The following is a 25,500-nucleotide window of genomic DNA, read 5'->3' as shown; positions in this document are numbered from 1 at the left end:
ATTTGTTACTTGACGGCACCGAAGGTGAGGCCTTGGACGAGTTGCTTTTGGCTGAACCAGCCAAACACCACAATGGGGGCAATAGCCATGAACGAGGCGGCGGACAGCTTGGCCCAGAACAAGCCCTCGGGGCTGGAGTAGCTGGCGATCAGCGTGGCCAGGGTGCCGGCCTTGGCAGCGCTCAGGTTGAGCGACCAGAAGGCCTCGTTCCAACTCAGCACCAGAGTCAGCAGGCCGGTGGAGGCCAAGCCACCCATGGTGAGTGGCAACAACACGTAGCGGAACTCTTGCCACAGGCCAGCACCGTCCATGCGCGAGGCTTCCAGAATTTCAGCCGGAATCTCCTTGAGGTAGGAGTACAGCATCCACACCATGATGGGCAGGTTGGACAGGGTGAACACAATCACCAGTCCGGTGCGGGTGTCCAGCAGGCCACTGGTTTGTGCCATCACATACACCGGCACTAGGGCTCCCACGGCGGGCATCATCTTGGTGGAGAGCATCCACATCAGGATGTCCTTGGTGTACTTGCCCTTGAAGAAGGCCATGGCGTAGGCCGCAGGAAAGGCCAGTGCCAGCCCCAGTATGGTGGAGGCCACGCTGGTGATGAGCGAGTTGGTGGCATAGAGCATGTAGTCGCTGCGCTCCTGCACGATCTCGAAGTTCTCCAGCGTGGGCGTGAAGAGGACGAGGGGTGGCACGGAGATGGCCTGCAACTCGGTCTTGAAGGCGGTGAGCACCAGCCAACCCAGCGGGAAGAACAGCAGGAATGTGACTACCCACGCGGTGAGCGTGCGCAGCCAGAGCAGCCAGGGGAAGGTTTTGTGGGGTGTCATGGGGAGGTACTCACTTGTCCAGGTTCTTACCGACCATGCGGATCAGAAAGACCGCGGCGATATTGGCCAGCACGACGGCGAACAGGGCGCCTGCAGAAGCCACACCAGCGTCGAAGTTCAGCAGCGCCTGCTTGAAGATCAGGAAGGCCACGTTGGTGCTTGCGTCGCCGGGTCCGCCACCGGTGGTGGTGTAAATCTCGGCAAATACGCTGAGCAGGAAGATCATTTCAATCATCACGACGATGGCCACCGAGCGGGCCAGGTGTGGCAGGTAGAGGTAGCGCAGCTGCTGCAGGTAGTTGGCGCCGTCCATGCGCGAGGCCTCGAGCTGCTCGCGGTTCATACTTTGCAGCGAGGTGATGAAGATCAGCGTGGCAAAGGGCAGCCATTGCCAGGACACGATGACAATGACGCTGAACAGCGGGAAGTCGGTGAGCCAGTCCACCGGCGTGCCGCCAAAGAACATCCACACCTGGGCCAGCACGCCATAGATGGGGTTCATCATCATGTGCTTCCACAGCAGCGCGTTCACCGTGGGCATGACAAAGAAGGGCGAGATGAGCAGGATGCGCACCAGACCACGACCCGGAAAGGGCTCATCAATCAGCAGCGCAATCAGGGTGCCCAACACCACGGTAATGAGGATCACGCTGCCCAGCAGCAAGAGAGTGTTCATGACAGCCGTGCCAAAGGACGGGTCGGTCACAAAGTATTCGAAGTTCTCCAGACCGATAAAGCCCGTCTGGTCTGGCTGCATCAGGTTGTAGCGGATGACCGAGAAATAGATGGTCATCACCAGGGGCACGATCATCCACAGAAAGAGTGAGACGACGGCCGGTGCCATGAGGGCACGGGGTATGAAGCGGTTCATGGAGAGCCTCGCGGGCAAATGTGCGGAAAAGGGCGCGCGGGTTGCCCCGCGCGCCTAAAGTCAAGCTACCGGAGAGAGTTGCTTACTTGTAGTAGCCAGCCTTCTTCATTTCGCGGTCAGCCGCGACTTGAGAAGCCTTCAAGGCTGCATCCACGGTGGTCTTGCCAGCCAGGGCTGCGCTCATTTGCTGCCCCACGGTGGCACCAATCGCTTGGAACTCGGGGATGGCAGCGAACTGCACACCCACATACGGGCTCTTGGGCAAGGTGCTGTCGTTGGGATTGGCAGAGTCGATGGCAGCCTTCTCAGCCGCAGCGAACTTGGCTGCCTTCTGGAATTCGGCGTTGGCGTAGGTACTCTTGCGGGTACCGGTGGGCACGTGGGCCCAGCCGTTGGTCTTGGCCACCAGCTCGATGTACTCCTTGGACGTTGCCCAAGTCACGAACTTGCTGGCAGCTTCCACTTTCTTGGAGCCCGATGGAATGGCCAAAGCCCATGCCCACAGCCAGTTGGCACCCTTGGGTGTCACAGCGGTAGGTGCTTGTGCAAAAGCCACCTTGTCCGCCACTTTGGACTGCTTGGGGTCGGTGATGAACGACGCTGCGATGGTCGCATCGATCCACATGCCGCACTTGCCTTCGTTGTACAGCGCCAGAATTTCGTTGAAGCTGTTGGCTGCGGAACCGGGAGGGCCGTAGTTCTTCAGCAGGTCCACGTAGAAGTTGATGGAATCCTTCCAGGGCTTGCTTTCCAGCTGGGGCTTCCACTGCATGTCGAACCACTGGCCGCCGTTGGTGTTGACCAGGGTGGTCAGGAATGCCATGTTGTCACCCCAGCCTGGTTTGCCACGCAGGCAGATGCCGTACACACCGTTCTTGGGGTCGTGGATCTTGGCGGCCAGGGCCTTGATGTCCGTCCAGGTGGGCTTGTCTGCGACCTTGATGCCGGCCTTGTCGGCCAGATCCTTGCGGTACATCAGCATGGAAGACTCGCCGTAGAAAGGCGCAGCAAACATCTTGCCGTCTACCGACAGGCCGTTGCGCATGGCGGGCAGGATGTCGTCGGCATCGTATTTGGCGTCGGTCTTCAGTTCCTGCAGCCAGCCTTTTTTGCCCCAGATGGGGGTTTCGTACATGCCGATGGTCATCACGTCGAACTGGCCACCCTTGGTGGCGATGTCGGTGGTCACGCGCTGGCGCAGCACGCCTTCTTCCAGGGTCACCCATTTCAGCTTGATATCGGGGTTGGCCTGCTCGAAGTTCTTGCTGAGCTTCTGCATTTCGACCATGTGGCCGTTGTTCACGGTGGCCACGACGAGCTCTGTCTGCGCAAAGGCAGCGCTAGCCGCCAAACCAAAGGCCAAAGCGAGAGATGCTTTGAGTTTCATGAATCTGTCTCCTGTTGTTGAAATTCCGGGGTCGTCAGCCAATGCCAGCGATGCATCGACAGGGCTGAATCGTAGGAGCCCCCCCCTTGTGGGGTTGATACTTTTGGCACGAATGCATGTATTTCCATGCACAAACTCACTAGGGTTTTCCCATACACACGCCAGAACGTATTGGTTTTGGGAAATTTTGGTGAACTTTGGCCTGAGGGTTTTAGCCTGCTAGCGAGCCCTGTGCAGGCGATCTACAGATGTTTGGGTAATTAAGAACTGAAAAAACAGTATTTCCTGTTTTAACGACCCACTTCCAGTATCCACCCCATCGCACTGTTGCGTTGCTTTTATGGAGTGTTGTCATGGTCCACCGCCGTCTTGTTTTGAACTTCGCCCTTGCTACCGGCCTGCTGGCGACCGCCGCCAGCAGCTTTGCCCAAAAGCCTGTGGAACTGCTTAATGTGTCCTACGACCCGACCCGCGAGCTGTACGTGGAGTTCAACGCCGCGTTTGCGAAACATTGGAAGGCCAAAACCGGCCAGGATGTGACCATCAAACAAAGCCATGGCGGTTCGGGCAAACAAGCCCGCGGCATCATTGACGGGTTGGAAGCGGATGTGGCCACCCTGGCGCTGGCCGGTGACATCGACGCCCTGCACAAAAACGGCGGCTGGATTCCCAAGGATTGGCAAAAACGCCTGCCCCTGGCCTCCAGCCCTTACACCTCCACCATCGTGTTGGTGGTGCGCGCAGGCAACCCCAAGGGCATCAAAGACTGGGACGACCTGATCAAACCCGGCATCAGCGTGATCACCCCCAACCCCAAGACCTCCGGCGGCGCCCGTTGGAACTATCTGGCCGCTTGGGAATTTGCCAAACGCAAGTACGGTGGCGACGCACAGGCCAAAGACTTCATTGCCAAGCTCTACGCCAACGTGCCCGTGCTGGACACCGGTGCCCGCGGCTCCGCCATCACCTTTGCCCAACGCAACCAGGGTGACGTGTTCCTGTCGTGGGAAAACGAGGCCTACCTGCTGGAGAAAGAGTTTGGCAACAAGGTGGACTTTGTGTACCCCTCACTGAGCATCCTGGCCCAGCCCCCGGTGACCGTGGTGGACAAAAACGTGGACCGCAAAGGCACCCGCGCCGTGGCCGAGGAGTACTTGAAGTTCCTGTACACCGAGGAAGCCCAAGACATCATCGGCAAAAACTTCTACCGCCCGACCAGCGCCAAGGCCCAGGCCAAGTACGCCAAGCAGCTGCCCAAAGTGAACCTGTTCACCATCGACCAAGCCTTTGGCGGCTGGGACAAAGCCGACAAAGACCACTTTGCCGACGGCGCCAGCTTTGACCAGATCTACACCAAAAAGTAATCAAATTGGCCTCTGTCGCCCGTGGAATATGCGCAAACAGCTCCTATTTTCATAGCGCAGAGGCTGCAAGGAGTTTTATATGTCGGCTCCTTGGACACGGGCAGGCACAGCCCACCGGATAGGCTGGCGCCTACACCACCGACTGGGGGCGCTCGATCATGTGTTGGTACACCATGCTCTGCAGCAGCATCTGGTCGTTGGGGTCCAGTGCGACGAATTGCAGGCCAAAGTGCGCCAACGAGGTGCCACTTTGCTTGAGCGTTTCATCGTCAAACACCGTGCGCACCAATGCAGCCACTGAGAGTTCGGCCTCGATGTTGTGCAGCTTGAGCTTGAAGCTGAGGCGCAAGGTGTCGCCCATGTTGGCCATGGTGCGCCGCCCGTCCAGCAAGGCACCGTTGGCACTCAGGTTGGAAATGACGGCGGTATGTTCGGTCGTGTCGCCCTCTTCGGCACGCACCTTCACAATGATTTTGGTTCTGACACGTGCAGCCTTGCGGATCAAGGTTCCCTGGATTTTTTTGGGGAAAGAGATGTGCAGGTAGCTGTAGGGCACCTTGCACACCCGCTGTACATCACAGGCAAAACCAAACGCGTTTTGCCCCGAGAAGACCCGCATGATGAGCTGGTCGCCAGGCATCACTTGCATGGGCACACTGCCACCGGTGGTGGGCGCGGTGATCAACATGCTGTGGTCTTGCAAGTACCCAATCAGTTTGACCGGGCTGCGCTCGGTAGACACCGCCACCGGCGGCTGCACTTGCAGGCGGTCACCAACCTTCAGGTTCATGGCCTCAAACGCAAACGTTTCCTGGGCGCCGCCGCCTGCGGATTCCGCCGCAGCCTGGCCCTCGTCGCGATTGTCAGACGGTGCGTCTGCCTCCAAATCGCGCTGCTCTGCTAACAAGCTATTCATGGTGTGGGGTGAAAGTGGCACTACCCTTGCACTGTAAGCCAGGAACTGCGCGTGCCAGAGGCGCTACAGTCCCACGATCCGCAGGAACCCCCATGAACCAAGACCCTTATCGCCAAACACCATTCGCCATGCCCTGCGCCCCTATCGCTGCGGCGGAGCGCTGAGGCATGGGCAAGCTCGGGCTTAACTTTGTGGCGCTGGTAGCGCTGGTTCTGGTGTTGGTATTTGCCTGGCGCAACAAACAGCGCAGCGCATGGATACGGGCGGGGCGCTGCTACGCCTGCGGCGCAACCCCCAGCAGCACCGACAAACATGGCCGCATCTGCACAGACTGTGTGCAGACCCGGGTGATTCGGTACTGGCTGGCTGGCTTCATGGCCGTGGTGGCGGCCGGTGTGGCGACCTGGGTGTACTGGCCAGCCTGAACGCAAACACGACAGCGGCGCGGCATCAGATGAAATCCGCTTAAGGACCCAACTTTTAATTCTTTGGAATTTGGGTCACATCACCTTAGAGTCGTGGTTCCCCCGCTGGGGCTAGCGGCCAATTTGCATAAGAATAGGCCCTAGAGCCCGTAGATGCTGCGCGAGCAGCTTCTGTTTTTATAGCAAAAGCCAACACCCTAGGAGAGGCCCCATGTCCGAGAACTGGAAATTCGAAACCCAATCCGTCCACGCTGGCTACAGCCCCGACCCCACCACCAAAGCGGTGGCCGTGCCCATCTACCAAACGGCGGCCTACGCATTTGACAGCGCCCAGCATGGCGCTGATTTGTTTGACCTGAAGGTGCCGGGCAACATCTACACACGCATCATGAACCCCACGCAAGACGTGCTGGAAAAACGCGTGGCGGCGCTGGAAGGCGGCATTGCGGCGCTGGCCCTGGCGTCTGGCCAGGCGGCGGTGACGTATGCCATCCAAACCATTGCCGAAGCGGGCGACAACATTATCAGCAGCACCGCGCTGTATGGCGGCACCTACAACCTGTTGGCCCACACGCTGCCGCAGTTCGGTATCACCACCCGCTTTGCCGACCACAAAAACCCCGACAGCTTTGCCCCGCTGATTGACGAGCGGACCAAGGCGATCTTTGTCGAATCATTGGGCAACCCGCAGGGCAATGTGACGGACATCCGCCGCATTGCTGACATTGCACATGCGCACGGTGTTCCGCTCATCGTGGACAACACCGTGGCCAGCCCTTACCTGCTGCGCCCCATCGAACACGGTGCAGACATCGTGGTGCACTCGCTCACCAAATATTTGGGGGGCCACGGCACCACCATTGGCGGCGCCATTGTGGACAGCGGCAAGTTCCCCTGGGCCGAGCACAAGGCCAAGTTCAAACGCCTGAACGAGCCCGACCCCAGCTACCACGGCGTGGTCTACACCGAGGCCCTGGGCGCAGCCGCCTACATTGGCCGTGCACGCGTGGTGCCACTGCGTAACACGGGTGCCGCCATCTCGCCGTTCAATGCCTTCCTGATTTTGCAAGGCATTGAAACGCTGGCGCTGCGCATGGAGCGCATCACCGACAACGCGCTCAAGGTGGCGCAGCACCTGCAGAAACACGCCAAGGTGGCGTGGGTGAACTTTGCCGCCCTGCCCGGCCACCCCGATCATGCGCTGGCGCAAAAGTACCTGGGCGGCAAGGCCTCAGGCCTGTTGACGTTTGGCGTGAAAGCGCCTGAAGGCCGGGGCCGCGAAGCCGGCGCGCGTTTTCTAGACGCACTGCAGCTCTTCACCCGCCTGGTGAACATTGGCGATGCCAAATCGCTAGCCACGCACCCCGCGTCCACCACGCACCGCCAGCTGTCACCCGAAGAACTGGCCAAGGCCGGCGTGCCGGTCGACGCCGTGCGCCTGTCGGTCGGCATTGAACACATTGACGACCTGCTGGCCGACCTGGACCAAGCGCTGGCGGCGGTGTAAGGCGACATCCGCTCGCACCCGATGGCGGCCACCCCGCTGTCGGGTGCTGGCGACAGGCCCTCAGTTCAGCCGCTTCTCACCCGACGCGAATGACACCTTTTGGATATGGCCATTTGCAACCTCATAGATGCAAAGCATTTCCAGGGTCCCAATACCTTCAGGGAAATTCCGGGTAATCAATTCGAGGTCTACGACCACGTTGCCCATGACAGTCCGGGACAGCAGGCGCGCGTGCAAGTCTGGCTCTGCGAACCTTGCAAGAAACCGGGTACGCATTTCCTCCCGCCCTTTGGCCAATCGCTCACCGTGCAAGGTGTATTGCTCTGCATCGGGCGCATAGGTAGCCAAAAGACCTTCTATGTCCTTCGCGTTGTAGGCGCTCAGTTGATGTTGAATAACTTCTAAGGGAGACGTAGGCATTGCAAGAACCCTCGACAGCAAAACTTTCACAAAGACTGGTCGCGTTGAACTTTAAACGTCTTAACGCTTGGACTCCCGCGTGATATGTAGATCCACTCATTGACGATAGGCAAAGGCATCAGAAATGCAGTTCGGCTTCTGTCAATATTCACCCGATTGGGGGATGTTCACGTCGGGAAGTGATCTTCACAATACTGTGGTGTTTTAGTCAAACAAGGACAGCAATCAGTGTTTACAACCATTTCCATCCAGAGGCTTAGCACCGGGACCATTTACAAGCTTTGGTTGATCGGGTTAACCGTTTCAATGACTCCCCTTGGACTCTTGCTCGGCATTTTTGCAATGCTGGGATTCAAAACAGTCACATGGAATGGGCAACCCTTGTACGGAGTTGCAGGCCTTATTGCGGGCCCACTTTTGGGTGTCCTTCTCGCAGTGCTTTTCACTGCATTCTTAGGCTCTGCCTCTGCAATTGGCCTGTGGGTGTATTCAAAGGTTCGCCCATTGGACATTCAGGCCCGGAACACTACCTAGCCGTTCACTCACATCAATTTGACCTGGCAATCAACACTGGCAGATTTGCCTTGACGTGAAGTGGCCAATACTCTCCACAGTTCTGCGGTGCTGGAGGCCGAGGCCAACACCAGTTGCGGCGTAAATCTCACGACCTTGTCACACCGCGCCTAGAACGGCGACAAATCCCCGCCCTCAGAGTCAACCCTTAGAGGGCTAGATTGACATTCAAAAGTACTGTTTGATGCGATCGGTACTGCGCAAACAGCTATCAATTCAGGAGTGGGCTTGCCTAGGCAGCACAAGTTTGTAACGCTGCTGGTTCTACGCGCTTCTGCTGATGCGCAAGTGAACGTGCTGCCTGGGCGCAGGCCTCGGCTTCGACGTTCTGGCCACGCAAGCGCAGGCAACTGCTCTTGAGCCACAGCAGGTCTGCCCAGCAGTACTGCTCCTCCATGGTCTCCACCTCCCGAAGCGCAACATCCAGCAGTTCTTCGGCAGGCATGGGCTCGCCCTGTGCCATCAGCGCACGAATGACAAACCAGCGCGAGGTGTTGGCGCGGCTCGGGATGGCCTGACGCAACATAGTGGCTGCGTTTAGAAGATCTTCGGCCGTGGTCAGATGACCGGACTCGGCCAGTGCCCAAAGGTGCAGGAGACCAGCACCGGCCTCCCACAAAGGAAAGCGGTACTGGCGCGCCAGCGCCAGGGTGTCGGTGGCCAGCCGGCCCGCGCGCGCCGTGTCGCTGCGACTGAAGTGCATGCAGGTGGCCAACATCATGGCAAAGCACAGCGCATGCGCGCGCCGGCCGCGGCGGCCGCGGGCAACGGCCTCCTCGGCCATGGCCAGGGCCTGCGCTTCTTGGCCCAAGTAGCACAGCGTCCAGGCGTGCAACGCGCGGCTGGTTACGGCCGGGTCATCCACGGTGTAACGGATGCGCTCGGAGAAGGCCACCGTCTCGGCCAGTGCCATGCACTTCTGCTGCCACTGCGCCGCCTCGGCAAACCGGCCCAGCCAGAACAGCGTATTGCCCAGCGCAAAGCTGGCCATCAGCAACTCGGCCTCGGTGCGCGCCAACGACTCCAGTCGGTGCGCCAGTGCCAGCCCCTCCTCCTTGGTCAGTGAGCTCGCGCCCATGTAACAGCCGCTCAGTGCTGCAAACAGCTGGCCGGGTTCGCACTCGTCGGGGCGCGCCTGTATCTCGGCCACGATGGCCGAGAACAGCTCGTAGGTCGAAGTGGCGCCCAGCCCGTGCGCCATCTGGCTGGCGTAGCCCAGGCGAATGCGGATGGCATTGCGCCAGAAACGGTCGGTCTCTCGGTTCTGCGCCTCCAGCAACGCGATGGCCTTGCCAAAACTCACCATGGCGTCCCCAGCAAACTCTTTCTGCATGTCCTGCTCACCTGCCTTGGTCCACCAGGCTGCCGCCTCGTGCGCACAGTCGGCGCGCTCCAAGTGGCCGGCCAGCTCGGCCGCCGGGCTGTCGGCCTGCCGCATCAGCAGGCGGGCCGCTGCCTCATGCAACGCGCGGCGGCGCGGCGCGGGCAGACTTTCGTAGGCCGCGTCGCGGATCAGCGCGTGACGGAAGCGGCAGCTGCCGGCCCAGGGGGTCTCTATCAGCTGCAGCTGGGTGGCGCGTGCCAGCGCCGCTGCAATGTCCGCCTCGGGCAGCAGCTGGGCCAGGTGGCTGCGTTCAAACTGGTTGCCCAACACGGCCGCCGCATTGAGCACGGGCTTGTACGGACCCAGCTTGTCGAGCTCACCCTGTAGCAGCGTGCTGATCGACAGCCAGTGGTGCCCGCCCTGCAACCGCGCCTTCACCTGGCGCTCCACAAACAGCGGAATGCCGCCGCAGACCTTGGCAATACCCTCGCGCTCGGCCGCAGCAATGGTGCCCTGCGGGTCGTGCGCACCAATCATGGATAGCGAGCCCGCATGGTCTAGCGGCGCCAGGTCAATCAGGGTGCAGCGTTCGGCCGGAAAATCCAATTCGATCTCGGGTCGGGTGGTGGCCAGCAGCAGCAGCGGCTGTGCACCCAGGCCATGCACCAGCTGGCCCAGCAGTTCGCGCGTGGCCAGGTCGGACCAGTGCAGATCATCGACCAGCAGCAGCGTAGGCTGCGTGGCGGCCTGCGCACAGAAGTCGGCGATCAGCGCGTCAAACACATCGTTTTTCGACAAGGCTTCGAAACGCGTTGACTCGGCGCGAATGCCGGCTTCGACCAGCACCGGAAACAGGGCTTCGTGCTGGTGCTCCAGCCGACACTGGATACGCCGCACCCTACCCTGGCCGGCCTCCACCTGGGTGGCAAACGCATCGGCCAGCGAGGTCTTGCCCAGGCCCGGCGGGGCCCGCAGCACCACGATGCGTGCCTGGCCGGCCCCCACCGCGTGCCATGCCTGGTTCAGCTGCGCAAGCTCACTCGCACGTCCCACCAGCGGGCTGGTGGTGTGGCCACCAGGCAGGGCCGCAGCCCCGCACAGGCGCAGCAGCGGTGTGGCCGTCTGCGCGCCCGGGAACAGGCGTGGGCCGGCATCGCTGAAGTCAAACCATTCACCGCCCAGCAGGGCCGCATTCGCATCAGCCAGCACCTCGCCGGGCTGGGCGCTCCAGCCGACCAGGCGCGCCAGATCCAGCATGTCGCCGCCCCAGTGCGGCAGGTCGCTGGACGGATAAAGCAGCACCTGCCCTGCGCTCACGCCCACGGCCACGCCGCCCTCCGCTGGTAGCGCGAGCAAGGCCTGCGCTGCGAGAAATGCGCGCTGCCCGGCACGTTCGGCTTGGCGCTCCAGGCCAAACACGGCCAGCACGCCACGCCCCAGCGTGGACACCACGCGCCCGCCCCAGGGCTCAACCACAGTCTTGACTTGTGCGACAAAGCCCGCGCGCAGGCTGTCGCTGGCCGTGGTCGCCGGGTGGCAGTACACGCCCACGAGTTGGCGCAGCTCCGCACTGTGGGTGCTGGCGCCTATTGCCAGCGTTTCAGTGTCCTTGAGCTTGCACCCAATCTCCTCGCGCAGCGCCTGCAGGCGCTCGCTCGGCGCCACGCCCAAATCGCGCCGCAGCGCCAGCGCGTAGGTGTCGAACACCGCGAGCGCCGCGCGTGCCTCGCCCGACGCGGCCAACAGCGTCATCAGCAGGTGTTGGTGCGCCTCCTTGTGCGGCGCCACGCCAAGCAAATGGCGCGCCGTCTCAATGGCTTGGGACAGTCGCCCTTCGAGCTGCTGCATGCTGCACAAGGCCTCCAGCAGTAGCTCTACGCGGCTGTGTACGTAGCCGCGCCGTGCCTGCAACCAGGTGGAAAAATCGGGTGTGTCGGGAAGTTCGAAGCCTTCGCAGAACGGCCCTGTCAGCTGCGCCAAACGGGGCTCCAGTATGCGCGTGCGCCAGCGGCGCGCGGCCGGAGTTTCTTCTTTCACGCGGTTGAGCGCCTCGTCCGACAGCAGTGCCATATCCAGGGGCAAGTCGGCCGCGGCGCCAGGTTCCAGGCGCACAGCTGCGTCACGCTTTTGCAGGAATTGGCCGCCATCATCCAGCGTCTGCGCCAGATTGTTGAGCACCTGGCGCAAGTTGGTGCGCGCCGCCGCAGGCGCCAGGCCGGGCCACAGCAGCTCGGCCAGTGCCTCGCGTGTGCACCAAACGCCGGGTTGCGCCCCCAGGTAGGCCAGCAGGGCCAGGCCCTTGCGGTACTTGATGCGGGAGGTGAGTTCCACGCCATCACGTAGCAGGCGCGGGTATCCGAGCAGGCACAGCACCACAGCAGCGGGGCGGCTTGCATTTTGTCGGGCGGGCATAGGGAAAAGCGATTCCTTGAGGTCAATCACGCAGGTGTTGGCGTTAGAGGCCGCTCTTACGCGGCTCTTACGCCCCCAACCTAGGATGCCCGAATCTACCCGAAACGGGTTGCCACCTCTTGACGGCCGGCCCCGCATACGCGGACCAGCCAACACACACACCATGGGATACGGGGCTTTGAAATCCGGCATTTTTCTAATCGGCACCTGCCTGGCAGCGAGCGCGCTGGCGCAGACCTCCGCCGACATTGATACCAGCACACGCCAGAGTGAAACGATCCTGCGCCAGCAGCAGGAACGCTTGCAGCAGGACTTGCGCGATGCGCGCCGCGAACTACCTCCGCAAGAAGGCGCCAATCTGGAGCGCTACCTGCCCCCGGCCAGCGGGAACGCGACAGACGCAACCTGCCACCCGGTGGCTGAAGTCAGGGTGATCGGTGCCGATCGACTGGATGCCGAACAGGTGCGCGCCGTCACCGCGCCGTTTGTCGGCCAATGCCTAGGCGTGGCTGGCATCGAGGCGCTGCTGGGCGCGCTGACGCGCCAGTACCTGGAGCGCGGCTACGTCACCACACGCGTTTACCTGCCTGCGCAGAATCTCAAGACCGGCACCCTGTTGCTGCAGGTGCTGGAGGGCAGCATCGAGCGCTATCGCATTGAGGGCGACGAAGCCGGCATCCGCCTGCCCAACGCCTTCCCGCGCGCGCCCGGTGAGCTGCTGAACCTGCGCGACCTCGAGCAGGGCATTGAGCAGATCAACCGGCTGGGTTCCAACAATGCCCGCATGGACATCGAGCCCGGCAGCGAGCCCGGCGCCAGCGTGGTGGTGGTGCGCAACCAGGCACAACGCCCGGCCCACCTGCTGGTCTCGGCCGACAACCAGGGCAGCGAATCCACTGGCACCCACAATGCCCTGCTCTCGCTGACGCTGGACAGCCCGCTGGGCTGGAACGAACGCCTGGTGGCCAGCCGCCGCGAAAGCTTCACGCCCGAGCGCAGCGGCCACCGTTCGGAGAACGATGCGCTCGAACTCTGGCTGCCGCTGGGCTATGCGGCGGTCACCGCCAGCTACAGCAAGTCCAGCTACCTCAACATCTTCGCCACCGCCAGCGGCAGCCGCCTGCGCAGTGAGGGCGAAACCGAAACCACCAGCCTAGGGCTGGACCGCGTGGTCTACCGCGACCAGACCCGCCGCGCCAGCACCGCGGCGCGGCTCACCCGCACTGCCACAGACAACTTCCTGGAACGCCAGCGCCTGACCGTCAGCAGCCGCACGCTGGCCTATGCGGACCTCAGCGCCAGCGGTTCCCAGGTGTTGCGCGACGGCATGCTCAGTGGCCAGCTGGCCTACGCCCAGGGCCTGGACGCACTGGACGCCCAGAAAGACGCCGCCGACTTGGCCGAAGAGGCGCCACGCGCCCAGTTCCGCCGCCTTAGCGCCGACTTGGCCATCAGTCAGAGCTTCCGCCTGGGTGGGCGAGACTTCAGCTGGAGCAGCCAGTTCAATGGCCAGTACGGGCTGACCACGCTGTACGGCGCGCAGCAAATGTTGATTGGCAGCTTGGGCTCGGTGCGCGGCTTCACCACCCAGTCGCTCAGCGGCGACCACGGCTACTACGTGCGCAATGAACTGGCCACGCCGGTGCGCCTGGGAAGCGGCAGCACCGCGCTGGCCGCTCGTCTGTACGTCGGCTACGACTTTGGCGCCGTGCGCAACCGCGCACCCGGCGCCACCGACGGTTTTCTGAGCGGCATGGCGCTGGGCGTCTCGCTGCGCTGGCGCGGCCTTTCAGCCGACCTCTCGGCCACCCAGGCCCTGGCCCAGCCCTCCACCATGACCCGCGAGCCAGCCAGTGTCTGGCTGCGCCTTGCCTATTCGATCTAGGGACCGCACCATGAACCACATCTACCGCATCGTCTGGAACAGCTGCCGCAACGCTTGGGTTGCCGTGTCGGAACACGGCAGCGGCCATGCCCGCAGCACCAGCAACACACGCCGCGCCCGCTTTGCCGCCACCGCACTGGTGGGCAGCTTGGGCTTCTTCGGCCCAGGCCAGACTTGGGCCGATGGCTCGGTGGTCACGGCCAACAGTGCCACCGGCAGCTACATTGCACCCAACGGCGTCACCGTGGTGGACATTGCGCGCGCCAATTCGGCCGGGCTCTCGCACAACCAGTTCCTGCAGTACAACGTCGACGCCAAGGGCCTGGTGCTCAACAACGGCAACAGCAGCCAGGCCGGGCGCCAGTCCCAGCTGGCTGGCTGGGTGGCAGCCAACAAAAACCTGGGCAGCGAGGCCAGCGTCATCCTCAACGAAGTGGTCAGCAATAACCGCAGTGTGCTGGCCGGGTTTACCGAGGTGCTGGGCGGCCGCGCCAACGTGGTGGTTGCCAACCCGTACGGCATCACCTGCACCGGCTGCGGTTTCATCAACACCGACCGCATCACGCTGACCACCGGCACCCCCAATTTCGGATCGGACGGATCGCTGGCGGGATTTGACGTACGCCAGGGCGACATTCTGGTCAACGGCACCGGCCTCAATGCCAGCAACCAGCTTCTGCTGGACATGGTCACGCGCAATCTCAAGCTGGATAGCAGCGTCAATGCCAAAGACCTGCTGGTGGCCACCGGTGCCGTGCGCTGGGACTACGGCACGCGCCAGGTCACTGGCAACACCACGCCCAGCGGTGCAGCTCCCAGCTACGCCATCGACACGGCCGCCCTGGGCGGCATGTATGCCAACAGTATCCAGCTCATCGCCAATGAAAGCGGGGTGGGCGTGCGCATGCGGGGCGACGCCGCAGCCAGCAGCGGCGATTTCACGCTCACAGCCGCGGGCACGATCGAGCTGCGCAACAGCGTGTCGGCCCAGCGCGACCTCAACGTACGCACCAGCAGCAATGCAAGCACCGCGCTGAGCGCCAGCGACAGCGCGCTCACTGCCGGGCGCGATATTGCGCTGGAAGCCAGCCAAGGCGGCGTGGCCTTGAGCGGCGGCGCGCTGGTAGCCAGTGGCGCACTGGCGCTGACCGGTCAAATGCTGAGCGACAACGCCAGCAACTCCGCACAGAGCAACAACAACCTGCGCTTTGCCGGCGGCGCGCTGAACCTGAACACCAGCGGCAACAGCAGCATCGACGGCACGCAGTGGCGCGGCGTCAGCAGCGTCACTGCAAACCTGGGCGCGCTGGCCATTGGCAACAATGGCGCTGAGCTGCTGTCGGATGGCAACCTCACGCTGCGCACGCAAAGCGGCAACATGCAACTGGGCAAAGCCAAGGTCGGCGCCAATGGGGACCTGACGCTCGAGTCGGCCGGCACTCTGCGCACTGAGGCCGATGCCGCCCAAGGGCTGATCTCGCGAAATGGCAATATCGACCTGCGCGCCGCCCAGGCCGTGGATAACGCGGGCTCGGTCACGGCCGCAGCCGGCCGCACTCGCGTGCGCAGCAATGGCCTGGTCAACAGCGGCACCATGTATGGTGCCAGCCAGCTCGACATCGCCGATGCGAATGGCGCCGCCAGCGGCAGCTTCAGCAACAGCGGTACGCTTTACACCGGCGGAGACCTGCGGCTGCGGGCCGCGAGCGCCAGCAATATCGCCAACGCCAACGACCCCAGCAAGGGCTGGGTACAGGCCAACAGCGCCAGTGATGTGCAACTGGCCAGCCTGGACAACAGCGGCACCTGGATTCTTTCGAGCAGCGCTGGCAGCGGCGACACGCTCACGCTCAGTGGCGCACTGACCAACAGCGGCACCCTGCAGTCGGCCAACGCTGCCACAGTGCAGGCCAACAGCGTGGACAACCGCGGTGCGGTGCTGGGCGCAGCCGCGCTGACGCTACAGACCGACCAAGGTCTGGTCAACCGCAGCAATGCGCGCATCCAGAGCGCGGCCGCGCTGAGCCTGGACGCCGGCAGTGGCACCCTGAGCAATGAGAGCGGTGCCGTCCTCAAGGGCGCCAGTCTGCGGGCCAACAGCAACGGTACGCTGGACAACAAAGGCACGCTGGTGGCCAGCAGTGGTGCGGCCACGCTGCGCAGCAACGGACTTACCAACAGCGGCAACATCTATGGCGCCAGCCAGCTCGACATCGCCGATGCCAATGGCGCCGCCAGCGGCAGCTTCAGCAACAGCGGTACGCTCTACACCGACGGGGACCTGCGGCTGCGGGCCGCGAGCGCCAGCAATATCGCCAACGCCAACGACCCCAGCAAGGGCTGGATACAGGCCAACAGCGCCAGCGATGTGCAACTGGCCAGCTTGGACAACAGCGGAACCTGGATTCTTTCGAACAGCGCCGGCAGCGGCGACACACTCACACTCAGTGGCGCATTGACCAACAGCGGCACCCTGCAGTCGGCCAGCAACGCGACAGTGCAGGCTGCCAGCCTGGAGAACAAAAAACTGGTATGGGCGGCTGGCAACCTGAGCCTGGCCCTGAGCAGCAACCCGGCCTCGGGCTATGGCTTTGACAATAGCGGCAAGGTCTACAGCAAGGCCACGCTGAGCCTCAACAGTGCGGGAATCCACATGCGCAACCAAGCCGGTAGTCTGGTGGCTGCGGATCGCCTGCAGCTGGAGAACCTTGGAAATGTGGAGAACGCCGGAAACATCCAGGGTGGAGGCTCGGCCAACTCCGTCATTAGCGCCAGCGGTACGTTGCACAACGATGTAGGCGGCTTCATCACGCTGGCCACCGCTTCATCCGGCCGCGGTGGCCTGGTCGCTGACACCATCACCAACGATGGCACCATTCAGTCGCTCGGCGCCATGGACCTCACCGCCACTACCCGCATTGACAACAACGCCAATGCCAACATTCTGGCCAATGGCGACATCCGGGTGCGTGGCGGCAGCGCCAACACGCTGGCCATGTTCTACAACAAAAGTCGCGTCGAGAGCCAGGGCACGCTGGACGTGGCCGGCTACAGCGATAGCGACAACATCACCCTGAATATTGGCGATGGCGCCATGAATGTGGGTCAGGACGTCACAATCCGCAGTAATGGCTTTGGCATCGAAGATGGCGGTAGCCTAGCTGCGAAGCGCAACCTGACGGTACGCTCCGCCAACTTGCTCATAAAGGGCAGTCGCTCGAGCGTACTGGGCGCCACAGGTGGCAGCGGTCTGGCCGATATCCAAATCAACAACTCAGTGACCAACAAAGGCTTGGTCTTCTCCGGGAATGACCTGAACTTTGTGGCCACCAGTGTGACCAACGAAATTACAGGCGGCTTTTCGGCACGCAATGATGCACAGATCTCCGTGGTCGGCAACATCAACAACAAGGGCGCCATCTGGAGCGGCCACAATCTGCTCCTGAATGCGGAGGGCATGGTCAAGAACTTCGGCACCCTGTCCGGTGCGACCGGCACCATCGATGCCGACGGCAGCATCGCCATCGAGGCGCAGCGCCTCATCAACAACGGCAGTATCCGCGCGCTGGGCGACGTTAGTGTCAAGGCCGAAGACATCTCCAACGCCACGGCGGACAGCACGTTCAACGACGCCGGCTGGGATTGGGTCTACTCCAGTACAACCCTGCTCGCGGACAACAACGCGCAGTGGTCGCGCACCAAGGCCTACAACGGTGCGCAACCTTACAAACCCCAGATCCTGGCCGGTGGCACCGTGCGCCTGTTTGACTTCGTCACTGCAATCAACCGGCGTGCCGTCATTTCGGCAAATACCGTGCGACTCGAAGGCCGTGCCGGAGCAGGCGCCACTTTTGTCAACTCTGACGTTCCTGCACCTACCGAAACCTACATCGATGACTGGAATCACTACTATCACTGGCTGAACTTCTTCGCCGGTGGACAAGGCGGTGCGGGCCCGGATTTTGCAATGTATTCGGCCGCCAATCTGGGCAATGTGCACCTCAGCAGCAATAGCGGCACCTCGGCCACCCCGGGCGTGGGCGTGTTTGGCAGCAACGGCAATTCCTCGGTCATTATTTCCAATGTCGCCGTCACGCTGAACTCGGTGGGCAGCAAGCAAGCCTTTACCGTCAACGCCGGCCGCGACGGCACCATCAGTTCACAGGCACCGACCGACAACACCAGCCAAGTCAACGGTGTGGTCGGCGGCAGCAGCAATGCGTCCGGCGGCAGTGTCGGCGCGGCCAGCGCCATCAGTTTTGGTGGCATCAACTTCACGCTGCCGAGCAATCCGAACGGCCGCTTCGTCGTCTCGCCCACGCCTAACGCGAACTACCTGATCGAGACCAACCCGAGGTACCTCAACGCCCCGGTCAACTCGGTCAGCTCGGACTACTTGGCCCAGCAGCTGGGCTACAGCCCCGACACCATCCTCAAGCGCCTGGGCGACGCTGGCTACGAGGCCTATCTGGTGCAGCAGCAGCTGGTGGCGCAGACCGGCAAGGAGCTGTTGCGCGGCAACAGCTCGACCAGCGAGCAGATGAAAAAGCTGATGGACAACGCGGCCGCACAGCGCGGGTCGCTTGGCCTGGTGCTGGGCATGGCGCCGACCGAGGCCCAGCTCAACCAACTGCAGAGCGACATGCTATGGATGGTGGAAAGCACTGTGCAGGGCCAGCGCGTGCTGGTTCCGGTGGTCTACCTTTCGGCCAAGACGCGCGACAGCGTGGCGCGTGGTGTCGTCATTGAAGCCGACAATCTAGCCATGAAGGTTGACAGCCTGACCAATAAGGGCGGCACCATCAGCGGTAACCAGACGGCGGTGATCGTCAGCAAGGGGGACATCGTCAACCTCTCGGGCACTATCCAGGGCGGCGATGTCACACTGGTTTCGGAGAGTGGCAGCATCGTCAACAAGACCCTGTCCAGCCGCAATGGCAATGGAACCACCATCGGTCCGGTGGCTAGCATCAGCGCCACCAAAGATCTGGCCCTGGTCGCCAGCGACAAGATCAGCGTGATCGGTGCCCAGGTCAATGCCGGCGGCGACGCACTGCTCAAAGCGGGCAACGGCGTGGTGTTTGACACCATCGAGAAGCGTTCCACCAGTTCCAGCCAGTCGTCCGAAAAGGGCTTTTTGCGGTCCAAGGAGAGCAGCACCCAAACCACCACGGTGGAGCAGGTGCAGTCCGGCCTCAACGTAGGCGGCAACCTGGCTATCGTGTCCGACAAGAGCATCACTTTGGCCGGCACCAACATCCAAGTCGGCAAGGACGCGGTGCTGCTGGCCAAGGAGGATGTGCAGATCATCAACCGCACCAACAGCACCGAAACCAAAACGCAGACCAAGGAAGAAGGTCTGTTCGTTGGCGGCGGCCTGTGGGGCACCTCGACCACCAAGAGCACCGAGACCGTCAGCCAGAACGTTGCCAGCAACATGAATGTAGGCGGCAGCCTGGTGGCGCAGGCCGGCAAGGACATCACGTTGCAGGGCTCCAAGCTCGACGTAGCCAAGGACGCCGCACTCAAAGCCCAGAACATCAAGATCCTGGCCGGCAAGGAGGGCGTGGAAACGCACACCGAAACTGAGACCACCAGCATCCTCAAGATTGTCGGCGGCAGCGGCAGCAGCAACAGCAGTGCCAGCGGCAGCGCAACCGGCGTGGCCGCACGCAACGGCGCGTCTGGCGATGTCGGCGGCAGTGCACAGGCTGGCGCGCAGGGCGCTGGCGGCCTGGCCTTCCTGTCCACCGAGAAGACCAGCACCGACGCGCTGTCGCAGAAGAACGTGGCCTCGGCGCTCAACATCGGCGGCAACGCCCAGATGGTGGCGACCGACAAGATCACCATCCAGGGCTCCAGCGTCGACGCCAAAGGCAGTATGGCTGTGGCGGCCAAGCAGCTCGAACTGCTGGCCGGCAAAGACATCGAGACGCGCACGGTCCGCAGCGAGCAGACCAACGTCGGCCTCATGGCCAGCTCGAACAACAGCGTGGCCGCGGGCGCGGGCGCCAGCGGCAGTACGGGCGCCGCCGGAGTCAACGGCAGTGCCAATGCATCAGCCTCGGCCAATAGCGAGACCGGCATCGCCTTTGTGGACAGCACGCAGTCGCGCACCGATTCGCTCAACATCCGCAACAGCGCTTCCAGCCTCAAGAGCGGGGGCAATCTCAGCGTGCAGGCCAGCGACAAGGTCACCCTCGAAGGCAGCACACTGGCGGCCGGTGGCAACCTAGCCCTGCAGACCAAGACGCTGGACGTACGGACCTCGGAGAACATTTCCACCAGCACTACGACGACGACCAACACCAAGGTCGGCCTCATGGCCAACAGCACCAACAAGGCCGAAGCCGGCGCCGCGGCGCAGGCCGGTGCCGGCGCACTGCTGCCCTCCGCCAGCGCCTCGGCTTCGGCCGGCTCCAGCAACACGCTGGACCTGCTGCGCGTGCAGACTGGCACCGACAGCAGCCTGAGCACGACCAACAACAAGTCGCAGATCAGCGCAGGTGGCAACATGGCCATCACGGCCACCGACATCAGTGTCCAGGGCTCGGACATTGCAGCCGGCGGCAATGTCGACCTCAAGGCGGTGAACATGCGCTTCAGCGCAGCGGCGGACCGCAAGGAAACCAGCTCCACGCGCAACACCACCTCGGCCGGCCTGTACCTGGAAGCTAGCAGCGGTGCCAACGCCGAAGCACAGGCCAATGCCAAGGCGGGCGCCTCCGCCGAGATTGGCATGGGCTACCAGGCGCGCAATGTGGACCAGTCCACCGTCTCGGGCAGCAGCACGGCGGTCACTTCCAGCATCCGTGCGGGCGGCGATCTCAACCGCACCGCCACCGGCAAGATCAGCGATGTGGGCACACAGATCGCGGTGGGCGGCTCCATGACCCAGTCGGCTAGCGAGATCGAGTCCCTGGCAGCGCGCGATACCAGCTACAGCAGCAGCCGCACGCTGGACAACTCGGCCAAGGTCGGCATGTATGCGGGCGCGTCTGCCAATGCGGGTGTGAGCACCGGCGCTGGCTACGACGCCTCGGTCGGTGGGCGTGTCAGCGTTAGCTCGCAGACTAGCATGGCCAGCGAGAACGCCAGCAAGGCCGTCACCTCCAACATCACTGTGGGCAAGAACTTCAGCAGCCAATCCAGCGGCAGCACCACGCTGGAGGGCACGCGCATCCAAGCCGGCGGCGACGTCGACATTGGCGCCAAGACCCTGGACTACAAGGCTGCCCAAAACACGCAGAGCAGCAGCGCGCTCAACGTGAATGTGGGTGCCGTTGTCAGCGTCAACGTCAATGCACAAAGCGTGGTCGGCGGCAGTGTCAGCGTGGCGGCAGACACCACGGTGGGCCAAGCCAGCCGCAGTACCGATGTGGCCGGTGCCATCGTAGCCGGCGGCAACACCCGCCTCAAGAGCAGCGGGGACATGACACTCAAGGGCACCAGCATCGACTCCGCGGGCAGCACCAGCATCGATGCCGGCGGCAAGCTCTCTATCCTCGCGGCGGAAGACAAGAGCAGTTCGACCACGCACAACGCCAACGCCTCCGTCACGCTGGGCATGAGCACGGGCGGCAAAGCCGGCGCCGACGGCAGCAAGGAAACCGGTGGCATGTTCGAGGTTGCGGGTGGCTACAGCCAGAGTACCGCACAGAGCAATACCAAGACCGCCGGCAGCATCCGCAGCGGCCAGGGCACGCAACTGCGCAGTGGCGCGGACATCGACCTGGAAGGCACGCGCATCCAGAGCGGCGGGAATACCGTACTCGATGCCAAGGGCAACACCAACCTGCGCGCTGCCACCAGCACCGCCAGCAACGTGTCGGCCGGCGTGCAGCTGGGCGTAGGCCTTGACCGCAAGAAAGAAGACTCGGCCACCCAGACCAAAACCACGACCAAGGCCAACCTCAGCGGTGCCGTGGACTTCGCACTCAACGAAAGCAGCACCAACGAAAAGGTCTCGATCAGCAGCGGTGGCAGCAGCACGCTGCGTACCGGTGGTAACCTGCTCAACGAGAGTGCCAGCATCGCGGGTGCCGGTGGTAGCCAGCTACAGGTGGGAGGGCAGACCACCAACAAGGCCGTCAAGGACAGCAACACCAATGTGGCCCTGGGCATCAAGGCCGACGTGACCCTCAGCAAGACCACGACCACCGAGAAGCCGCAACCCGCCGACCCGGCCAAGGGCGCCTCCGATTCCGCCAAGGGCAATGACCCGGCGAAGGGTAGTGACGACGCGAAAGGTGCCCCCGCACCAGGCGACAACGATGACGCGAAGGGCAGTGACCAAGCCAAGGGCTCCAGTCCAGCACCACGCGACGATGATGCCAAAGGCAGCGATCAAGCCAAAGGTTCTGGCGCGGCACCTCGCGGCGAGGATGACGCAAAGGGTGCTGACCTAGCCAAGGGTGCCAATCCCGCACCACGCGACGACGACGCCAAGGGCAGTGACCAAGCCAAAGGCTCTAATCCGGCACCGCGTGGCGATGACGATGCTAAGGGTGCCGATATGGCCAAAGGTTCTGGCGCGGCACCACGCGGTGACGACGACGCGAAAGGTGCTGATCTAGCCAAGGGCGCCACTCCCGCGCCACGTGACGATGCCAAGGGCGCCGATATGGCCAAAGGTTCTGGCGCGGCGCCTCGGAGTGACGACGACGCAAAGGGCAGTGACCAAGCCAAAGGCTCCAGTCCAGCACCACGTGATGATGCCAAGGGCGCTGACATGGCCAAAGGCTCCAATGCGGCACCGCGTGGTGACGACGACGCAAAGGGCAGTGACCAAGCCAAAGGCTCCAGTCCAGCACCACGTGATGATGCCAAGGGCGCTGACATGGCCAAAGGCTCCAATGCGGCACCGCGTGGTGACGACGACGCGAAGGGCAGTGACCAAGCCAAGGGGTCCAGTCCAGCGCCACGTGATGATGCCAAGGGCGCTGACATGGCCAAAGGCTCCAATGCGGCACCGCGTGGTGACGACGATGCGAAGGGCGCCGATCTAGCTAAAGGTTCTGGTACGGCACCGCGTGGTGACGACGACGCGAAGGGCAGTGACCAAGCCAAAGGCTCCAGTCCAGCACCACGAGATGATGCCAAGGGCGCTGACATGGCCAAAGGCTCCAATGCGGCACCGCGTGGTGACGACGATGCGAAAGGCAGCGACCAAGCCAAGGGTGCCACTCCCGCGCCGCGCGACGATGCCAAGGGCGCCGATATGGCAAAAGGCTCCAATGCGGCACCTCGCGGCGAGGATGGCGCAAAGGGTGCTGACCTAGCCAAGGGCTCCACTCCCGCGCCACGAGATGACGCCAAGGGCGCCGATCTAGCTAAAGGTTCTGGTACGGCACCTCGCGGCGAGGATGACGCAAAGGGTGCTGACCTAGCCAAGGGCTCCACTCCCGCGCCACGTGACGATGCGAAGGGCGCCGATCTAGCTAAAGGTTCTGGTACGGCACCACGCGGTGACGACGACGCCAAGGGCAGTGACCAAGCCAAGGGAGCCAATCCAGCACCACGTGATGATGCCAAGGGCGCTGACATGGCCAAAGGTTCTGGCGCGGCACCTCGCGGTGACGACGAAGCTAAGGGCAGCGACCAAGCCAAGGGGGCCAATCCAGCACCACCTAGCGACGACGGCAAGGCGGCACCGGCAGGCACTTTGAATCGCAGCACGGCCGGAGCCGATACGGCCAAGGCTGGGCCCGAGTTTGTCCTGCCTTTACCGATTCCCCTGCCGCCCTCTTTGCCTGAGAGCGCCATGTGAGAAACGCACGGCATAAGAATTTAGGAGGACCCGCATGCACTTGAAGATTGGGGCCGCCCCGGTATGGGTGCAGGACACCGGCACCCCGCGCGGGCGAGGCGTGTTTGCTGCCCGTGACTTTGCCGTTGGCGAGGTGGTTGAGCGCGCGCCGGTGCTGGTGCTTGATTGCTCGCACTATGACCTGCCTCCCCTGCTGCAGAAATACACATTCAGCTGGAAAGGCCTCACAGGGGTGCACGAGGGACAGGCCATTGCGCTGGGCTATGGCGGACTCTACAACCACGCCAGTCCGGCCAACCTGCGCTATCAGGCGGATGCCGATAACCAATGCATCCTGTTTGTGGCAGAGTGTGCCATCCTGACTGGCGAGGAACTAACCATCAACTACAACGGTGTGTGCGGCAGTGCCTACTCGGAGAATGACCGCTGGTTCACGGCCCATGCTGTGGCGCCACTTACATGAAACCTTTGCGCAAGTGTTGCCGCCAGTGTTCCACGACAGGGGCTAGTACCTAGGGGTGCTCTGCCGTGGCGTGCACCTGTTCATGCCGCAGCACATACAGGCCACTGCCCACGATGATGGCGGCACCCAGCAGCGTGAAGCCGTCGGGCAGCAGCTGCCATAGCGCCCAATCGATGCCCAGGCTCCAGGCCAAAGCGGTGTATTCAAACGGGGCCACGGCGCTGGCTTGCCCATGGCGGAAGGCCTCGGTAATGGCCAGCTGGCCCAGGAAGCCCGACGCCGCCAGCCCGGCCCACAGGCCCAGGTCTTGGGCACGCAGTGGCAGCCACTGCGGCGCGGCCAGCGCACCAGCCACCACCGTCAATATCACCATGACCCACAGCACCAGGCTGTCTTTCGAATCGGTGCGGCTGGCCAGCCGCGTAACCACGGCCGACACGGCGTAACACACCGCCGCACCCAGCACGGCCAGGCCGGCCCAGCTGGCAAAGCCCTCGGCACTGGGGCGCAGCGCTACCAGAACGCCCAGCAGGCCGCCGCCCACGGCCCACCAGTGCGCGCGCGGCACGCGCTCGCCCAACACCGGCCAGGCCAGCACGGTGATAAGCAGTGGCGCGAAGAACATCAGGGTGTAGGCATTGGTAAGCGGCAGGCCGCGCACACCCACGGTAAACAGCACCAGCATGGCAATGACCAGCGCGCCGCGCAGCAGGTGCAGCGGCCAGCGCGCGCGCCAGACCTCGACCCAGGCACCGCGCCACTGAATCCACAGCGCAATGAGTGGCAGCGTGAGGGCACCGCGCATCGCAGCAATCTGCAGCGGCGGGTAGTGGGCAGACAGGGCTTTGATGAGCGTATCCATGGCCGAGAAGAACGCCACGGCCAGCAGCATGGCGGTGATGCTGCGCGGGTTGCCCTCTTGCAGGCGGGAGAAAAAATGCGGCATGCGCCTGATGGTAGCGGGGCGCTTGGGCGGCTAGCTTTGGCACCCTACAGTTGTCACATTCACTATGAATTTAGGAGCTGTTCGCGCAATATCCACGGACTGCAAGGCCGTTTTCACTATTAAATCAAGGCTTCTTGCGCAAGTGCACCATACGCCACAGCTTGGCCACCAACACCAGCAACGGCACGGCGTGCATGAGCAGGTCAAACACGTCCAGCGGGCGCACCAAGGTGCCGTGGCCGAGCATGCGCAGCTTCTCGACCAAGTGCGGCTCGGGAACCAGTGGTGCTACCGCCAGCCAGCCGGCCAACAGGGCGAGCCAGGTGAGCGGCAGTTTGTCCAGCCAGCGCAGCATCAGGGTGCCAACTGCCCATTGATAGGATTCAAGTCTTCCGCCACCAG

General features: G+C 63.0%; 14 protein-coding genes. 6 read left to right on the top strand and 8 right to left on the bottom strand.

Annotation, left to right across the window (positions count from 1 at the left end; all coding sequences use genetic code 11):
* Positions 1–5 precede the first annotated feature (5 nt).
* The 3 genes from CHU94_RS03325 to CHU94_RS03315 form a co-directional block, all read right to left on the bottom strand.
* On the bottom strand, positions 6–836 hold the full coding sequence (locus tag CHU94_RS03325; protein WP_094476758.1) for a carbohydrate ABC transporter permease: 831 nt from the start codon (positions 834–836) through the stop codon (positions 6–8).
* A 10-nt stretch (positions 837–846) separates the two neighbouring features.
* Complete coding sequence (locus tag CHU94_RS03320; protein WP_094476756.1) at positions 847–1,707, bottom strand: carbohydrate ABC transporter permease; 861 nt, start codon at positions 1,705–1,707, stop codon at positions 847–849.
* An 82-nt stretch (positions 1,708–1,789) separates the two neighbouring features.
* On the bottom strand, positions 1,790–3,094 hold the full coding sequence (locus CHU94_RS03315) for a sugar ABC transporter substrate-binding protein (protein WP_094476754.1): 1,305 nt from the start codon (positions 3,092–3,094) through the stop codon (positions 1,790–1,792).
* A 353-nt stretch (positions 3,095–3,447) separates the two neighbouring features.
* Here CHU94_RS03315 and CHU94_RS03310 point away from each other — a divergent pair, with 353 nt between their 5' ends.
* Complete coding sequence (locus CHU94_RS03310; RefSeq protein ID WP_094476752.1) at positions 3,448–4,458, top strand: sulfate ABC transporter substrate-binding protein; 1,011 nt, start codon at positions 3,448–3,450, stop codon at positions 4,456–4,458.
* Between the two features lie 130 nt (positions 4,459–4,588).
* On the opposite strand, the gene CHU94_RS03305 is transcribed toward CHU94_RS03310, so the two are convergent.
* A complete protein-coding gene (locus CHU94_RS03305) occupies positions 4,589–5,374 on the bottom strand; it encodes a flagellar brake protein (protein ID WP_094476750.1) in 786 nt (261 codons plus the stop codon).
* 167 nt (positions 5,375–5,541) lie between these two features.
* Between CHU94_RS03305 and CHU94_RS03300 the strand changes: the two genes are divergently transcribed.
* Both CHU94_RS03300 and CHU94_RS03295 read left to right on the top strand, forming a co-directional pair.
* Positions 5,542–5,799 (top strand): hypothetical protein, encoded by a 258-nt coding sequence (locus tag CHU94_RS03300; RefSeq protein ID WP_094476748.1) that lies wholly within the window; start codon positions 5,542–5,544, stop codon positions 5,797–5,799.
* A gap of 211 nt (positions 5,800–6,010) precedes the next feature.
* Positions 6,011–7,306, top strand: coding sequence for an O-acetylhomoserine aminocarboxypropyltransferase/cysteine synthase family protein (locus tag CHU94_RS03295; protein ID WP_094476746.1), 1,296 nt, complete (start codon positions 6,011–6,013; stop codon positions 7,304–7,306).
* A gap of 60 nt (positions 7,307–7,366) precedes the next feature.
* Here CHU94_RS03295 and CHU94_RS03290 read toward each other — a convergent pair whose 3' ends face one another.
* The gene (locus CHU94_RS03290) at positions 7,367–7,726 is read right to left on the bottom strand and encodes a nuclear transport factor 2 family protein (protein WP_094476744.1); all 360 of its coding nucleotides are present in this window, start codon (positions 7,724–7,726) and stop codon (positions 7,367–7,369) included.
* A gap of 805 nt (positions 7,727–8,531) precedes the next feature.
* A complete protein-coding gene (locus CHU94_RS03280) occupies positions 8,532–12,035 on the bottom strand; it encodes an AAA family ATPase (protein WP_176451910.1) in 3,504 nt (1,167 codons plus the stop codon).
* A gap of 163 nt (positions 12,036–12,198) precedes the next feature.
* Here CHU94_RS03280 and CHU94_RS18980 point away from each other — a divergent pair, with 163 nt between their 5' ends.
* The 3 genes from CHU94_RS18980 to CHU94_RS03260 are packed head-to-tail and all read left to right on the top strand — an operon-like array spanning position 12,199 to position 24,152.
* Positions 12,199–13,920 carry a ShlB/FhaC/HecB family hemolysin secretion/activation protein gene (locus tag CHU94_RS18980; protein WP_176451909.1) on the top strand — a complete coding sequence of 574 codons (1,722 nt, stop codon included), beginning with the start codon at positions 12,199–12,201 and terminating at the stop codon, positions 13,918–13,920.
* 10 nt (positions 13,921–13,930) lie between these two features.
* Positions 13,931–23,689, top strand: a complete 9,759-nt coding sequence (locus tag CHU94_RS03265) for a hemagglutinin repeat-containing protein (RefSeq protein ID WP_094476736.1) — start codon at positions 13,931–13,933, stop codon at positions 23,687–23,689.
* A 34-nt stretch (positions 23,690–23,723) separates the two neighbouring features.
* The gene (locus CHU94_RS03260; protein ID WP_094476734.1) at positions 23,724–24,152 is read left to right on the top strand and encodes an SET domain-containing protein-lysine N-methyltransferase; all 429 of its coding nucleotides are present in this window, start codon (positions 23,724–23,726) and stop codon (positions 24,150–24,152) included.
* Between the two features lie 49 nt (positions 24,153–24,201).
* On the opposite strand, the gene CHU94_RS03255 is transcribed toward CHU94_RS03260, so the two are convergent.
* Positions 24,202–25,098 carry a DMT family transporter gene (locus CHU94_RS03255; protein ID WP_255033797.1) on the bottom strand — a complete coding sequence of 299 codons (897 nt, stop codon included), beginning with the start codon at positions 25,096–25,098 and terminating at the stop codon, positions 24,202–24,204.
* A 124-nt stretch (positions 25,099–25,222) separates the two neighbouring features.
* A partial coding sequence (locus CHU94_RS03250) for a hypothetical protein (protein WP_255033796.1) occupies positions 25,223–25,500 on the bottom strand: 278 nt, incomplete at its 5' end.

The organism is Rhodoferax sp. TH121 (assembly GCF_002251855.1).
In the GTDB taxonomy this organism is placed as follows: domain Bacteria; phylum Pseudomonadota; class Gammaproteobacteria; order Burkholderiales; family Burkholderiaceae_C; genus Allorhodoferax.
Note: the sequence above shows the minus strand (reverse complement) of the source record. Positions and strands in the feature narration are given on the sequence as shown.